At 72.7% G+C, this 14,041-nt stretch carries 11 protein-coding genes; 7 read left to right on the forward strand and 4 right to left on the reverse strand.

What is annotated here, in order from left to right; translation table 11 throughout:
* Positions 1-42: 42 nt before the first annotated feature.
* Positions 43-2,331, reverse strand: a complete 2,289-nt coding sequence (locus tag ABZ454_RS31450; RefSeq protein WP_359542977.1) for a glycosyl hydrolase family 18 protein — start codon at positions 2,329-2,331, stop codon at positions 43-45.
* 415 nt (positions 2,332-2,746) lie between these two features.
* Here ABZ454_RS31450 and ABZ454_RS31455 point away from each other — a divergent pair, with 415 nt between their 5' ends.
* The 4 genes from ABZ454_RS31455 to ABZ454_RS31470 are packed head-to-tail and all read left to right on the forward strand — an operon-like array spanning position 2,747 to position 8,077.
* Positions 2,747-3,883 (forward strand): gala protein, encoded by a 1,137-nt coding sequence (locus ABZ454_RS31455; RefSeq protein WP_356317017.1) that lies wholly within the window; start codon positions 2,747-2,749, stop codon positions 3,881-3,883.
* Positions 3,880-5,634: an ankyrin repeat domain-containing protein gene (locus ABZ454_RS31460; protein WP_359542978.1), complete on the forward strand. Its 1,755-nt coding sequence runs from the start codon at positions 3,880-3,882 to the stop codon at positions 5,632-5,634. Before ABZ454_RS31455 ends, ABZ454_RS31460 begins: the two co-directional genes overlap by 4 nt.
* Positions 5,631-6,866 (forward strand): AAA family ATPase, encoded by a 1,236-nt coding sequence (locus ABZ454_RS31465; RefSeq protein WP_356317014.1) that lies wholly within the window; start codon positions 5,631-5,633, stop codon positions 6,864-6,866. The genes ABZ454_RS31460 and ABZ454_RS31465 overlap by 4 nt, the downstream gene beginning before the upstream one ends.
* Before the next feature lie 5 nt (positions 6,867-6,871).
* On the forward strand, positions 6,872-8,077 hold the full coding sequence (locus ABZ454_RS31470) for a VWA-like domain-containing protein (protein WP_356317012.1): 1,206 nt from the start codon (positions 6,872-6,874) through the stop codon (positions 8,075-8,077).
* A gap of 20 nt (positions 8,078-8,097) precedes the next feature.
* Here ABZ454_RS31470 and ABZ454_RS31475 read toward each other — a convergent pair whose 3' ends face one another.
* A complete protein-coding gene (locus ABZ454_RS31475) occupies positions 8,098-9,090 on the reverse strand; it encodes a fibronectin type III domain-containing protein (RefSeq protein WP_356317010.1) in 993 nt (330 codons plus the stop codon).
* Positions 9,091-9,399: 309 nt separating this feature from the next.
* Between ABZ454_RS31475 and ABZ454_RS31480 the strand changes: the two genes are divergently transcribed.
* Positions 9,400-10,005 (forward strand): TIGR03086 family metal-binding protein, encoded by a 606-nt coding sequence (locus tag ABZ454_RS31480; RefSeq protein WP_356317008.1) that lies wholly within the window; start codon positions 9,400-9,402, stop codon positions 10,003-10,005.
* Positions 10,006-10,451: 446 nt separating this feature from the next.
* On the opposite strand, the gene ABZ454_RS31485 is transcribed toward ABZ454_RS31480, so the two are convergent.
* Together ABZ454_RS31485 and ABZ454_RS31490 are read right to left on the reverse strand one after the other, a co-directional pair.
* On the reverse strand, positions 10,452-11,627 hold the full coding sequence (locus ABZ454_RS31485) for a protein kinase (protein ID WP_359542979.1): 1,176 nt from the start codon (positions 11,625-11,627) through the stop codon (positions 10,452-10,454).
* An 11-nt stretch (positions 11,628-11,638) separates the two neighbouring features.
* Positions 11,639-11,782, reverse strand: coding sequence for a hypothetical protein (locus ABZ454_RS31490; protein ID WP_359542981.1), 144 nt, complete (start codon positions 11,780-11,782; stop codon positions 11,639-11,641).
* 321 nt (positions 11,783-12,103) lie between these two features.
* Between ABZ454_RS31490 and ABZ454_RS31495 the strand changes: the two genes are divergently transcribed.
* Complete coding sequence (locus tag ABZ454_RS31495) at positions 12,104-13,468, forward strand: MFS transporter (protein WP_359543041.1); 1,365 nt, start codon at positions 12,104-12,106, stop codon at positions 13,466-13,468.
* 70 nt (positions 13,469-13,538) lie between these two features.
* Positions 13,539-14,036: an isochorismatase family protein gene (locus ABZ454_RS31500; protein WP_359542982.1), complete on the forward strand. Its 498-nt coding sequence runs from the start codon at positions 13,539-13,541 to the stop codon at positions 14,034-14,036.
* The last annotated feature ends 5 nt before the right edge of the window (positions 14,037-14,041 follow it).

Raw genomic sequence — 14,041 nt, forward strand, 5'->3', positions numbered from 1 at the left:
CCGCCGGAACTCCGCGGGCCGGCCGGTGCGGGGCCGGTGGCGTCACTTCAGCCCGGCGTCGAGCGCTCCCATCAGCGTCCCCTGCGGGGTGTCCCCCGACATCTCCCAGACCATGACGCCCAGCAGGCCCTTGTCCTTCACATAGGCCGTCTTCTTGCCGAGGGACCACGTGTCGTCGAACGACCACCACTGGTTGCCGGTATATCCGTAAGTCGATACGGACTGTTCGTCGTGACGCACCGTCATCGTGGGATACGCGCCGACGAGGTTGGAGTAGCCCCGGGTGCCGGCCTCCTCGGCGAACTGGCCGGGAGCGGCGCCGCCCGCGGGCTGCCATTCGCCCGCCGTTCCGCCGTCGGTGACGTTCTGCCAGCCGCGGCCGTAGAACGGGATGCCGAGGGTCAGTTTGCGGGGTTCGACGCCCGCGTCGGTGTACGCCTTGACGGCGGCGTCCGCGCTGAAGTGGGCGCCGTACGGGTCCTGGTCGTCGGCGTACAGGTTGGCCTGGTGGCCGGTGCGGTTCGGCTCCCAGGAGTTGTCGCTGCCCGAGCCGTGGAAGTCGTAGCCCTGGACGTTGGCCACGTCGAGGGAGTCGAAGACCTTGCCCAGGTCCCAGCCCTCGCCGATCTTCTGCGGGTCGGCGGGGGTGAACGCGGTCAGGAGGCGGTGACCACCGCCGAGGGCGTCCAGTTGCCTGCGGAACTCGGCGAGCAGCAGGGTGAGGTTGTCCTTGTCGTCCGGCGCGTAGTGGTTGCCGGGGTGTCCGGTGCCGGTGCCCGGCCACTCCCAGTCGATGTCGAAGCCGTCGAAGATGCCTGCCGCGGTGCCGGGGCCGCCCGCGCCGCCGTACGCGGGCAGGTTGCCCTTGATGTACATGTCGATGCAGGAGGAGACGAACTTCTTGCGGGCGGCGTCGGTGGCGGCGACGTCGGAGAAGTACTTCGAGTAGGTCCAGCCGCCGAGCGAGACCACGATCTTGAGGTCCGGGTGCAGCTTCTTCAGCTTCTTCAACTGGTTGAAGTTGCCGCGCAGTTTGCCCCAGCCGTCGTCCGCGACACCGTCCACGGACTGGGCGGCGCTGAACGGGCGGGTGTAGTCGGCGTCCGCGTCTCCGGCGCCGGTGCCCTGCTCTGGGTCCTGCGGGTCGGCCGTGGTGCCCTTGGTGACCCCGTTCAGGCAGGTGAGGTTGGCGGGGTCGATGTTGGCGAAGGCGTAGTTGACGATGTCGAGCTTCCCGGCGGCGCCGGAGTCGTGGAGGTTCTTGACGAAGTACTGGCGTCCGTAGATCCCCCACTGGACGAAGTAGCCGACCTTCGCGTAGTCGCCCGCGCCGACGATGTCGGCGGTCTTCACGGTGAGGGCGTCGCTCGCGGGCGAGGCGTTGTCCGCGGCGTCACGGGCCCTGACGGTGAAGGTGTACGAGGTCGAGGGCGACAGGCCGCCGATGGTGGCGGTGGTCGTGGTGCCGGAGACCGTGGTGGCCAGGGCGGAGCCGCGGTAGAGGTCGTACGCGGCGACCCGTCGGTTGTCCGTCGCGGCGGTCCAGGCCAGCGTGACGGACGAGGAGTCGGCCGCGGTGGCGTGCAGGGCGGCCGGCGCGGTCGGCGGTGAGGTGTCGGTGGCCGGGTCGACGGTGGTGACGGTCAGCGGGGCGCTCTCGGCGGAGGCGTTGCCGCGGGTGTCCTTGGCCCGGACGGTGAAGGAGTAGGCGGTGGCCGGGGTCAGGCCGGTGACGGTGGCGGAGGTCGACGCGGTGGCCGAGCCGACCACCGCGCCGCCGGCCAGCACGTCGTACGAGGCCACCGGGAAGTCCCCCGCGGCGGCGGCCGTCCAGGACAACGAGGCGGTGCGGGCGGTCACATCGGTCTGCTTCAGCCCGCCGGGTGCGCCGGGCGGCGCGTCGGCGGATCCGTCGCACTTGTCACCGTTGACGCGGCAGCCGGTCGGCGCGGTGATCGGGCCGGTGGCGACGAACCAGAAGCTGTACGGCTCGGTGGTGCTGTGCGCGGCGACCGTGCCGTTGTAGTGGGCGTTGACCGCGGTGATGTGGCTGCCTTGCGTGGTGACGGCGCCGTTGTACGAGGAGCTGAGCGCGACTCCGGCGGGCAGGTCGAATTCGAGGCTCCAGCCGGTGACGGCCGTGCCGGTGTCGTTGCGCAGGATGTAGGTCCCCTTCCACCAGGGGCCGTTGTCGGCCGAGGTGAAGGTGGCCGTGAGCTTGCCGGCCGCGTGCGCGGGAGCGGTCTGGAGGGACAGCAGGGCGAGGAGGAGGGCGAGGACGGCGAGCAGGGCCGTCGCGGTTCTCCGTCTGAGAGGCGTGTGCTCGAACATGGTTCTCCCTTGCGGCTGGGACCGGTGCGGCGGTCCTCGGGGGGAGCGGATGCATGGCGTGCCATGGAGCACAGGGGAAGTTAATTGGTCTGGACCAACGCGTCAAGAGGTACAGACCAGTTGCGGCCGCCCGCCCTCGGGGCCCCGCGGGCACCGGCGTTCCCCACTCCGGCCGCCAACTCGGGTACAGGTGTGCGAACGCGGTTCCGCCGCCGCTAGGATCACCCACGGCAAGGCTGTAGCGCAGAGGTCGTCGCGCCCGAGCATCAAGCTGGAGGACGTCGGTTCGAATCCGACCGGTCTTGCCGCCTTTTCGTGGAGGAGAGTCGACGGTGCCGGTTCGTCCCGCACGGGCGGAGCGGGCGGTCGCCCCTCCCCCCGCCGGGAAACCGGCCGGGGGAACTGGGGAGCAGCAATGTCACAGCCGATGCCGGTGCGCTGTCCGGCGATTGAGCACCCGGACCTCCCGCTCGCCGACCCGGCCCTGCTCGGTCCGCTGCTGGAACGGCTGGCGGCCGAACGCCCCGTCACATCCGACGAGACGTTCGCGCTGGGTACGCTGCGGGCCGACGGACGGCTCGATCTCTGCAAGCAGGGGCTCGGCGCGGCCGGGGCGGCGCGGGTGATGACGGCCCTCACCGGCTCCCCGCACGCCACGCATGTGCTGCTCGGCACCAACTCCCTGGGCGACGACGGCGCCAGGGCGGTCGCGGAGGCGACGGCCACGGAAGGCCATGGCCTGCGCACCCTGTATCTCGGCTGCAACCGCATCGGGCCCGACGGCGTCACCGCGCTCGCCGGCGCCCTGGGCGACGACGGTACCGTCCGGGGACTGTGGCTCAAGCGCAACCCCTTGGGGGACGCCGGCGTCCGGGCCCTCGTCCCGATGCTGCGCCGCAACACCACCCTGCGCACCCTCGACCTCGTCAACACCGGGATCACGGCCGACGGGCTCAGGGCGCTGCTGGACGTACTGTGCGGGCGCTCCCGGCCCGTCGAGCGGCTGTTCCTCGGGGGTAACGGTCTCGGGGCCGAGGCGGCGCCGCTGCTGGCCCGGCTGATCCGGGACGCGGGTGTACGGGAGCTCTGCCTGCCGTCCAACCACCTCGGCGACTCGGGCGCCGCCGTGCTGGCAGCCGCCGCCGACCCGGCCCGCCCGGTCCGGCTGGGGCTGGGCGGCAACGGGATCGGCCCCGCCGGGGCGCGCGCCCTCGCCGACGCGCTCGGCGGGATCGAGGCACTCGACCTGGGCCGGCCGCCCTCGGAGCGCAGCCTCGGAGCCCCGCCCAACGCCACCGGGGACACCGGCGCCGACGCGCTGGCCGAAGCCCTGCCGGGCAGTCCGCTGCGGCGGCTGGAGCTGCGCCACACCGGGCTCACCGGCCGGGGCGCCAAGTCCCTGCTCGCCTCCGTCGGTCCGGGGTCCCGGCTCGAGTACGTGGGACTGGGCCCGGGGCTGCCGCGCAGGGTGAAGCGGTCCTTCGCCGCGCGGCTGCGTCCCGACACCGGCGCCCACGCGGACCTGCGCGCCGTCAGGAGCGTCTACCGGTGAGCGCGCGGGACACGGTCCGCTTCCTCGCACCGGACGCGTTGACGAGCCTGCGCCGGGCCCGCCGGTACGCGGTGCCCCGCTGGATGATCGAGGAGTCGGCCGCACGCCGGACGGCCGACGACTGGCAGGGGGCCTGCGCGGCGGCCGGGTTCGACGTGGACTTCGACCCCGCGGGCGTTGCCGCCCGCGACGGCGCCGACGTGGCCCGCGCGCTCGGCGACGATCTCCGCCACCTGGTACCGGACCTGCTGCGCTGGCATCTTCCCCGGATCCTCGGAGGGCGCTCGACCCTCGCCACCGACCTGACCATGGTGCTCGCGGGCTACGGCCGCGCGGCCGACGGGCCGGGCGCCACGGCGCCGTATCTGCACCTGCGTACCCCGCCCATGGCCGACGGACCCCAGCGGATCTCCCTCCGGTTCGGCCCGGTGCGGCACCGGGGCGCCGCCGAGACGCCCCCGGGGGTGTTCTCCGGGGGCGTCGAGGACTGGCGCGGCCTGCGCCATCTGTGGGACGCGCGCCACGCCGGCGAGTTGCGGGCACGGGCCGGTGGCGCGGACCGGCTGCCCTTCCTGCACGCCGACGGCACGCCGCGTCCGGCGGCCGCCCTCCCCCGCGAGGACCCCGGCGCCGAGGACGCGGTCGCCCGCGCCGAATGGATCACCCTGCTGTTCCGGGACGGCCAGGTCGCCGCGGCGCTCGCGGCTGCCGGGATCGCATGGGATCCGACCCCGCCGGACATGCCCGCGTGGTACCGGGCGAGCCCCGAGCAGATCATGACCGGGCAGGCGCTCGACATCCCCCGGCTGGAGGCGGAGGTCCGCCGGTTCGCCGGAGCGAGCACGGCGGAGCGCTTCCAGATCGGCGTGGACTGGCGGGCCCGCATCCTGCTGGAGTTCACCCGCCGCGGACGGCTGAAGGTCGCCGTCGTGAGCCGCGAGGCCGCCGAAGGCGCGGCTTTCCTGCCGGAGGCGGTCTGGCGCAGGCCGCCCGACCTCGATCTCCTGCGGGAGGGCGGCGTCACCCCCGCCGCACTGCATCCGCTGGTCGCGGGGGCGCTCTTCCCCGGCCTCGACGGGCCGTTCGGCCCACCCGGGCCGACGCCTCCCGCGCCGGTCCGGGTCAGATGCCGGGGCGGCTGGCACGACGTCGTCTTCCGTGACGGAACGCTCGCGTCCCCGCACAGCGAGCAGGAACGGCAGCGCGAGAACGCGCTGCGGGCGTTCGGCGGGGCGGTCACCGGCTGCTTCGCCGTCGAGCACGCCTGCACCTCCGGTACGGGCCGGCTGCCCCGGGCCCTCGCCGCGCAGCGGCGTGAGCTCTTCCTGCGGGCCCAGCACGGTGACACACCGGGGGTCCTGGAACTCCTGGACGCGGGCTTCGACCCGCACATCCGGGACGGCGGCCGGCGCGGCCTCCTGCACGTGCTGCCCCTGCTCGACCACCGGGTCCTGCTCCCCAGGCTCCTGGCCGCCGGTCTCGACCTGGAGGCCAGGGACTGCCTGCACCGCACTCCCCTGTCCACGGCGGTGTCCGGACGCGGATCTGCGGCGCTCGTGCGGGCGCTCGTCGACGCGGGCGCCCGCACCGACGTCGTCGACCACATGGAACTCTCCCTGGCCCAGGTCATCCGCAAGTACCGGCGGAGCGACCTGGAATTCCTCGGGGCGCGGGTGCGGAAGGAGCATCCGGGCATCGGGGCCGACTGGTGGGAGGAGTGGGAGGACGACCAGGAAGGTGAAGAAGAGTGAGCACCCTCGCCCACAGCACCCCGGCGCAGTCACCGCCCGCCCCGGCGGCCCCCGCGACAGCCCCGCTGGCCGCGGCCGACGCGCTCAACCGCAGGCTGCGCGCCACTCGGACCGAAGCGGCGGCGAACCCGCAACTGGAGGCCCTGGCACTGACCGTGACGGCCAATCAGCCGGTCCTGCTGTGGGGCGAGCCGGGCATCGGCAAGTCGGCGGCCCTGGAACAGCTCGCCGCCGGCCTCGGCCTGGGGCTGGAGACCGTCATCGCCAGCGTGCACGAACCCTCCGACTTCGCCGGGCTGCCCGTCGTCGGTGACGATCCGGCGGTGACCGGGGTGCCGATGGCGCCGCCGGACTGGGCGGTCCGGCTCGCCGGGCGGGGCCAGGGGCTCCTGTTCTTCGACGAGTTGTCGTCCGCTCCCCCGGCCGTCCAGGCGGCGCTGCTGCGCGTCGTGCTCGAACGGCGGGTGGGCAGCCTGACGTTGCCGGAGTCCGTCCGCATCGTGGCGGCGGCGAATCCGCCGTCGAGCGCGGCGGACGGCTGGCACCTCAGCCCGCCCCTCGCCAACCGCTTCGTGCACCTGCGATGGGCCCACGATCCGCGCACCGTCGCGCGCGGCATGGCCGGCACCTGGCCAAAGGCGGCCGTCCCCGTGGTCGACGCGACCAGGACGGCCGGGGCGGTGGCCCGGGCCCGTGGCGCCGTCTCCGGCTTCCTCACCGCCCGGCCGGGCCTCGTCCACCACCTCCCCTCCGACGCGGAGAGCCGGGGCCGGGCCTGGCCGTCGCCCCGGACCTGGGACATGGCGCTGCGGCTGCTCGCCACGGGGTACGCGACCGGCGCCGGCCGGGAGGCGGTCGCCGCCGCGCTGACGGGGGCCGTCGGGGACGGGGCGGGCATCGAGCTGCTGTCGTATCTGGAGAACCTGGACCTGCCCGATCCCGACCGGGTGCTGGCGGACCCCGACGCGTTCGCCCTGCCCGAGCGCGGCGACCGGCAACTGGCTTTCCTCATCGCGGTCGTGGCCGCCGTCCAGGGCGACCTCACCCGGGGCCGCTGGGAGGCGGGCTGGGCGGTGCTGGCGAAGGCCGTGGAAGCGGGGGTCCCGGACGTCGCGGCCAGGGCCGCGGTCGACCTGGCGTCGATGCGCGACGCCGACTGGCCGGTGCCCGCAGGGATCGACGCCTTCGTGGAACTGCTGCAGCTGTCCGGCGCGTTGCCGCGGAACGGCTGAGGCGCATGCCGGAGCCGGAAGGAGAGACCGCCCCGCAGCGGCTCCGGCTGGACCTGACCAAGCTGCTCGCCGCCCGCTACCGGGCGGCGGGCGACCGGCCCTACCTGGCGTCGGCGCTCTACGCCCTGTCCGTGGTGGAGAGCGACGGGGTGCCGACGATGGGAGTCGACCGCCACTGGCGCTGCTACGTCTCCCCCGCCTTCGTCGCGGCGACACCCGTGGCCGAGCTCGCCGGGGTGTGGGTGCACGAGGTCGCGCACCTGCTGCGCGACCATCACGGCCGCGCCGGACGCCTCCCCGCCGCCGGTCAGCGTGACCATCACCGCGTCAACGTCGCCCAGGACTGTGAGATCAACGACGACCTCGTCGCGGACGGGCTGGCGCTCCCGGCCGGACGGGTGGAGCCCCGCCTCTTCGGCCTGCCCGTCGGGCAGCTCTTCGAGACGTACCTTCCGCAGTTGCCGCCGAGCCCGCCGCCGCACGACTGCGGGTCGGGCGCGCACGCCCAGCCGGTGCCGTGGGAACTGCCCGGCGCCGAGGGACCGGCCCGGCTCGGCCGGGTCGAGGCCGAGGCGCTGCGGCGCCACACCGCGGAGGCGATGCGGGCCCACCTGCGCAGCCGCGGCTCCCTGCCGGCGGGCTGGCAGCGGTGGGCCGACGAGATCATGGAGCCGACCGTCGACTGGCGGCAGGTGCTGGCCGGTGCGGTACGCGAGGCGGCGGCCTGGGCGTCCGGCGCGGTCGACTACACCTACCTCAGGCCGTCCCGCCGCAGTGCGGCACTGCGCGGGGTCGTCCTGCCGAGTCTGCGGCGTCCGCTGCCCCGGGTCGCCGTCGTCGTCGACACCTCGGGCTCGATGGGCGAGGCGGAGCTCGCCGCCGCGCTGGGCGAAGTCACCGGGGTGCTGCGGGAAGTGGGCATCCGTGGCAACCGGGTCACCGTGCTGGCCTGTGACGCCGACGTGCACGCTGTCTCCCGGGTGACGGCCGCCGCGGACATCACCCTGACCGGGGGCGGCGGTACGGACATGCGGGTGGGCATCGCCGCGGCACTGGCCGCCCCGGCGCGGCCCCGCATCGTGATCGTCCTGACCGACGGCTTCACTCCCTGGCCCGACGAGTCGCCCTCGTGCCGGCTCGTCGCCGCCCTCGTCGGCGGGGACCCTCCGCAGCCGCCGCCGTGGGTGGAATCGGTGCGCGTCACCCGCTGACCCCGGTGCGCGGGAGCTGGTCAGTCCCCGAGCACCACGGTCCGCGCCGCCGAGAAGTCACCCCATTTCCCGTCCGGGAGCTTGGCCCGGATCTTCATCGAATGACGGGTGCCGCGCGGCTCGCCGACGGTGAGCCGGTAGCTCGCCCGGCCGACGGGCGGTTCGCCGCCCCAGACGATCGTGGTGGTCAGCCTGCCGTCCAGGTAGAGCTGGTAGGCGGGTATCTTCCCGCCGGTCTCCGGCTGCTTCCAGTCCAGGTCGACGGCGTACTCCTTGCCCTGGGCGCTGCTCGTGATCCGCAGGTCCGTGGGGGCGGTAGCGGCGGGGGCGCCGGGGGCGGTCGCGGTGGTGACGTCGACGGTGTCGCTGTCGGGTGACGAGGTGTCGGCCGCGTCGCGGGCGCGCACGGTGAAGCTGTAGACGGTTCCGGGGCGCAGCCCGGTCAGGCGGGCCGTGGTCCGTGTGCCGGGCACGCTGTGGATGCGGGAGCCCTCCTGGTAGATGTCGTACGAGGTGACGCCGACGTCGTCCGTGGAGCCGCCCCAGGACAGGGTCGCGGCTCTGCCGCCGTCGGCCTTCCCGCGCAGTCCGATCGGCCGGGTCGGGGGCTCGTGATCGGCGGCGGGCGGCGCGGGGGTGGTGACGTCCGCGGCGGCGCTCGGCGCGGAGAGGTTCCCCGCGGCGTCCCGGGCCCGGACGGTGAAGCGGTAGGCGGTCGAGGCGGTCAGCCCGTCGATGTCGGTCATCACCTTGGCCGCCGGGAGGGACCTGACCTTCTCACCCTGGCGGAAGACGTCGTACCCGGTGACCGCCTTGTCGTCGGTGGCCGGCTCCCACATGACGTGCGCGGAGGTCGCGCTGCTCGCCTGGGCGGTCACCCCGTGCGGTGCGGTCGGTTTCCTGGTGTCCGCCTCGGCTTCGGAGCCGCAGGCGGTGAGAGTGGCGAGAAGCAGGGCGGCGGAACAGGCCAACGCGGCGGTTGCGTGGGGGCGTTGCACGGTGGTGCCTTCCATCCGACAGCAATGGTCCAGACCTGTATCGCACGGGGCGGGGGTCGCCGACAAGAGGACGGAGCGGAACCTTCCGCAATGTGCCGGTGTGCCCCGGGGATGTGTCGCCCGACGCGCCGTCGAGGGCGGTCCGCCGAAGCGGCGCGGTCGTGACCGGGGCTGCCCGGTGGCGTACGCGACGACGCCGGCCGGAGCGCCGCCCACCGGCGCGGTCCGGGGACGGATGGTGCGCGCCGACCGCCCTGATCGTTCTGCCGGGCCGGGCGGCGCGCCGGGCGATGAGTTCCGGGCGCTCGGGCAGTCTGCACAGGTATGGATACGCAGACGAACTCCGCACCGCTTCTCGACCTCGAACCCGCGGCCCGGCAGATCGCCGGGATGCTCGGCGCCATCGACGACGCCCGGCTGGCCGGCCCGACGCCCTGCCCCGACGTCACGGTGGGCGCGATGCTCGCCCACGTCGAAGGGCTGGCCATGGCGTTTCGCGACGCCGCGCGCAAGGAGCTGGGGGCGTCGACCGACACGGCGCCCTCGGTGGAGTCGGGGGTGCTGGCGGACGGGTGGCGCAGCACGCTGCCCGTGGCACTCGACGAGATGGTGGCGGCCTGGCGCTCCCCCGACGCCTGGCAGGGCATGACCCGGGCGGGCAGCGTGGATTTGCCGGGCGAGGTGGCCGGCATGGTCGCCCTGAACGAGCTGGTGTTGCACGGCTGGGACCTGGCGAGGTCGACCGGGCAGCCGTACCGGGCCGAGGAGGCGCATCTGCGCTCCTCGATGGCGCTGCTGGCCGACCTGGGCGACAACCCGCCGGCCACCGCCCCGTTCGGCCCGCCGGTCCCCGTAGCGCAGGACGCGCCCCTGCTGGACCGGGCGGTCGCCCGCAGCGGCAGGCGCCCGGACTGGCAGCCGGAGAGCTGAGCCCGTGGACCTGCCCGCTCCCCGCCCGGCCGCCGGGGCACCCGGCCGCCGGGGCACCCGGCCGCCGGCCGGTCGCGGCCGGGTCCCTGATCCGCGCACAGGGGCGTGCCGGGCAACCCGATCCAGAGTGGTGGGTAACGAGCAGAGTGCAACCTCCCTCATCACACGTCGCGGCCGTGGCCGCACACCAACTAGCCCTCTTACGCGCCAAGTTGGGAAACCGTTACGCCGCGGCCGTGCGAGGAGACAGCGAATTCGTCGTCTGCCGCCACGACCGGGACCTGGACGCCGTGCTGATCCTCTGGCTCGTCGTCGGGCCCTGATCCGGCGCGGCGGCTCGGGACGGTCTCGGAGCCTGGCTCGAATCGAGTCGGGCTTTTTGCTGTCTGGGACCGGAGCACCGCAGGTGAGGCAAGTGTGCGACGCCAGCACGTGGACCAGCCTGGTCAGTAGACGGTCGCCCGGCCCGGTGTTTCGGTCGGCTGGAAGATGACGAGCGGGGTTTCCGCTGTGTTCGTGATGATCCATGGATGTGAGACATATGTCTGCTGGATGTAGGCCGCGCCTGGGGCGAGCTGCGTGTAGAGCGTGCGGGAGCCCTGGTAGTCGAGCCAGTAGATCCTTACGGCCTCGCTGCGCTGGTTGACGAACTCGATCTGGGTGGAGATGACACTGTCCATCGAACGAAGTGTCTGCTCTTCCGCCGGTGGCAGCGGCAGGAGCGGAGCCCAACCCGTCAACTCGGCGTCGTTGAGCGGCACCTCGGCCCTGGCATCGACGGAGATGAGGGCACGGAGGTGGGCGGCGATGGTGCGGGCCGGTGGTCTGACGGAGGGGGCCTTGGCGAGCAAGGTGAGCAGGTAGGCGTCGAGGGCCTGAGGGATGGCGGGGCGCAGACTGCTGGGCGGTGGCGGAGCCTTGTGCAGGTGCTGGCCCATGACCTCACCCGGGTCCCCAGGGAACGGTACGCGGCCGGTGAGTAGGTGGAACAGGGTGGCGCCCAGGGCGTACACGTCCGCGGCGTCGGTGACGGGCTCGCCGAGCCACTGTTCGGGTGGCATGTAGTAAACGGTGCCGATGCGGATACCTTCTGTCAGGCCGGCGGTGGCACCTGCCACGCGAGCGATCCCGAAGTCGCAGATCTTCACCGTCCCGCTGCCGTCGAGCATCAGGTTGGACGGTTTGACGTCACGGTGGACCACCCCCACCTTGTGGGCGGCAGCCAGGCCCTCGGCGGCTTGCGCCCCGTACTCCAGCACGGTCCCGATCGGCAGCCCGCCTGGATGCTTCTTCAGTAAGCCCGCCAGATCCGGGCCCGCCAGCAGCTCCAGCACCAAGAACGGCTGGTCTGGGTGAGCAACACGATCGTAAACGGTGGCGATGTGGACGTGATTGAGACGAGCGGCGGCCCTTCCTTCCCGGCGGAACCGGGCCAATGCCGTGTCTCTCGTCTCACCGTCACCGATCTGGTTGACCCGCAGCACCTTCACCGCGACCCGCCGATCCAGCTCCAGGTCCAGGGCTCGCCACACATCGCCCATCCCACCGCGGCCCAGCGGCTGCTCCAGTTGGTAGCGGCTGGCGAGTATCCCTCCTGCCGCCAGTTGCTGCTCCGTTGGCATCTGCTCCTCTTTCAGTTGTCACGGTTGTACCGGTGTTCGCGGTGCGTGCTCACCTGGTGGTCCGGACGGCGGGTCTGATGTCGGCCCGGGATGCGCAGTTCGGCTTCACCGCTCTTCCCGACGGCCAGTGTGTACGGGCGGAGCTTTGTCAGCACGGCTTATGGGTCAGGCAAGTGAGGCACTTCTGCAAGCGCGTGTCCACGAAGACCGGCGTAAGGGCGTGGTCGACCAGACCCGGACCGCGCAGTTCGTCCGCGAGCACTTCGAGGCGATGGTCTTCACCGCGCTGGCGGAGGAGCTGCGTCGTCCGACGGCACACTCCCGTGCACCCGCCCTAAAAGCACTGGTCAGGAGCGGAGTTGGGCCGTACCTTGCTGCCGGTGACAAGCGACCCACGTGAACCGTCGGATCCCCTTCCCACCCCCAAGCTCTTCTCCCGTACGTATCTGGCGGTCACCGCGAGTTTTGCCGCGGTGATGTTCTTGACCGGGTTCGCAGCTCTGGCGGTGATGCCGTTGCTGCCGGTGGCCGCCCGAGACCTCGACGGAGTCGGTCTCTACCCGCTGGTGGCAGGGGCATTCGTGGCGGCGAGCCTGCTGGGTGGTGTGCTGGGCGGGACATGGGCGGATCGCGCCGGGGCCCGGCGACCGCTGACAGCCGGGGTGATCCTGACCGTCGCGACGCTCCTCGTCTCCGCAACCAGTACCACGATCTGGCAACTGGTCCTGGGACGCTTCACCGACGGGATCGCGGCGGGCCTGGTAGCGGTGTCCGTCAACGCGGCCATCGGGCAGTCCTACCCGGATCACCTGCGCGCCCGCGCCTTGTCCCTCATGAGTGCGTGCTGGATCGTGCCGTCACTGGCCGGCCCCCCGCTCGCCGGGTTCGTGGCCGCGTCGTGGTCGTGGCGAGCGGTGTTCTTCGGGGTCGCCGGGCTCACCCTGATCCCTGCCGCGGCCGCTGTGCTGCTCCTTCGCGGACGATCAGCACAGCCAGGAGCATCGCAAAAACCTGGAAGTCCCGAGGCACCCGTGCGGCGGCCCGCGTTGCCCGCGGCAGTGGCGGTGAGCGTGGCCGCGGCTCTCACCCAGTACGGCGTTTCTACCTGGAATGTATGGCACGCGCTATGCGCGTCGGTCGGCGTAGTGGTGCTGGTGGCGTTTGCCCCGCGGCTGCTGCCACCGCACACCTGGCGAGCCGGGGGCGGATTGCCCGCTACGGTGCTCCTGCGCGCGCTGACCTCGGGCGCGTTCTTCACGCTGGAAGCCTTCGTCCCCCTGATGCTCAGCACAGCGCGACATGTGCCAGGCGTTGTCACAGGGTTCGCGTTCACCGGGGCGGCACTTGCCTGGGCCGCAGGCTCCTGGATGCAGGGTCGCCTGCAGAACCGGGTGTCGCGACACCGACTGGTCGCCATCGGGGCCGGGATCATGGCGGTGGCGGTGGCGGTGGCGGCCCTGTGCACCATGCCGGCGGTGCCTCCGGCCGCAGCGGTGTCCTCGATGGCGCTGGCCGCCGTCGGCATGGGGCTCGCGACGCCGTCGCTCACCCTGCTGTCGCTCGCGCACACTCCGGCCGGCAGGCAGGGTTACGCAAGCGGCGCGATGCAGACCTCGCAGAACCTCGGCCAGACCCTGGTCCTGGCCGTGACGTCGGCTCTGTTCACGGCAGTCTCAGCGGCGTCAACGAACCGGCTCCCGGCATTTGCCGGAGCATTCGCGCTCCTGATCCTTCCGATCGCGGGTGCCGCCTGCCTGGCAGGCCGCACACGCGTCACGGATGCGGGCCGACACGATGCCTCGGGACGGTCCGTCGCCACGGCAGAGGGACGGCTACGGTAGGCCGATGCCACCGACGCCACACCGTGCCGCGCTCCTCGTCATCGACATGCAGCACACCATGAGGCCCCTCATGCACCGCCCTGACCACACCGTCGCAACCATCGCGGGGCTCAGCTCTCGGGCGCGTACTGCGAACGTTCCCGTCATCACGGTTCGGCAGCAAGGGTGCGGCGATACCTTGCCCGGACTGGCGCCGCGGAACGGAGAGCCGGTGGTGACGAAGACCTGTGCGGACGCCTTCTTGAACACCGATCTCGACGAGACGCTCATCCGGCTCGGCGTGACAGAGGTCCTGGTCACCGGCTTTGCCACCGAGAACTGCGTGGAGACGACCGCCCGCCAGGCCCTCAGCCATGGGTACGACCTGGTGCTGGTGGCGGACGGGCACACCACATCGGTCCGCCCCCAGCCGACGGACTTCGCCCTTCCGGACCAGTCGATCGCCCATCACAACGAAATCTACCGGCACATCGACTTTCCTGATCGCAGCGTTCGGGTCCTGCCTGCCACGGACATCAACTTCACAGCGCCAAAAGCTCGCCGGGGAGATCCGCTCCTGCCCCTGTGACGCGT

This window comes from Streptomyces sp. NPDC005803 (assembly GCF_040630435.1).
GTDB lineage: Bacteria > Actinomycetota > Actinomycetes > Streptomycetales > Streptomycetaceae > Streptomyces.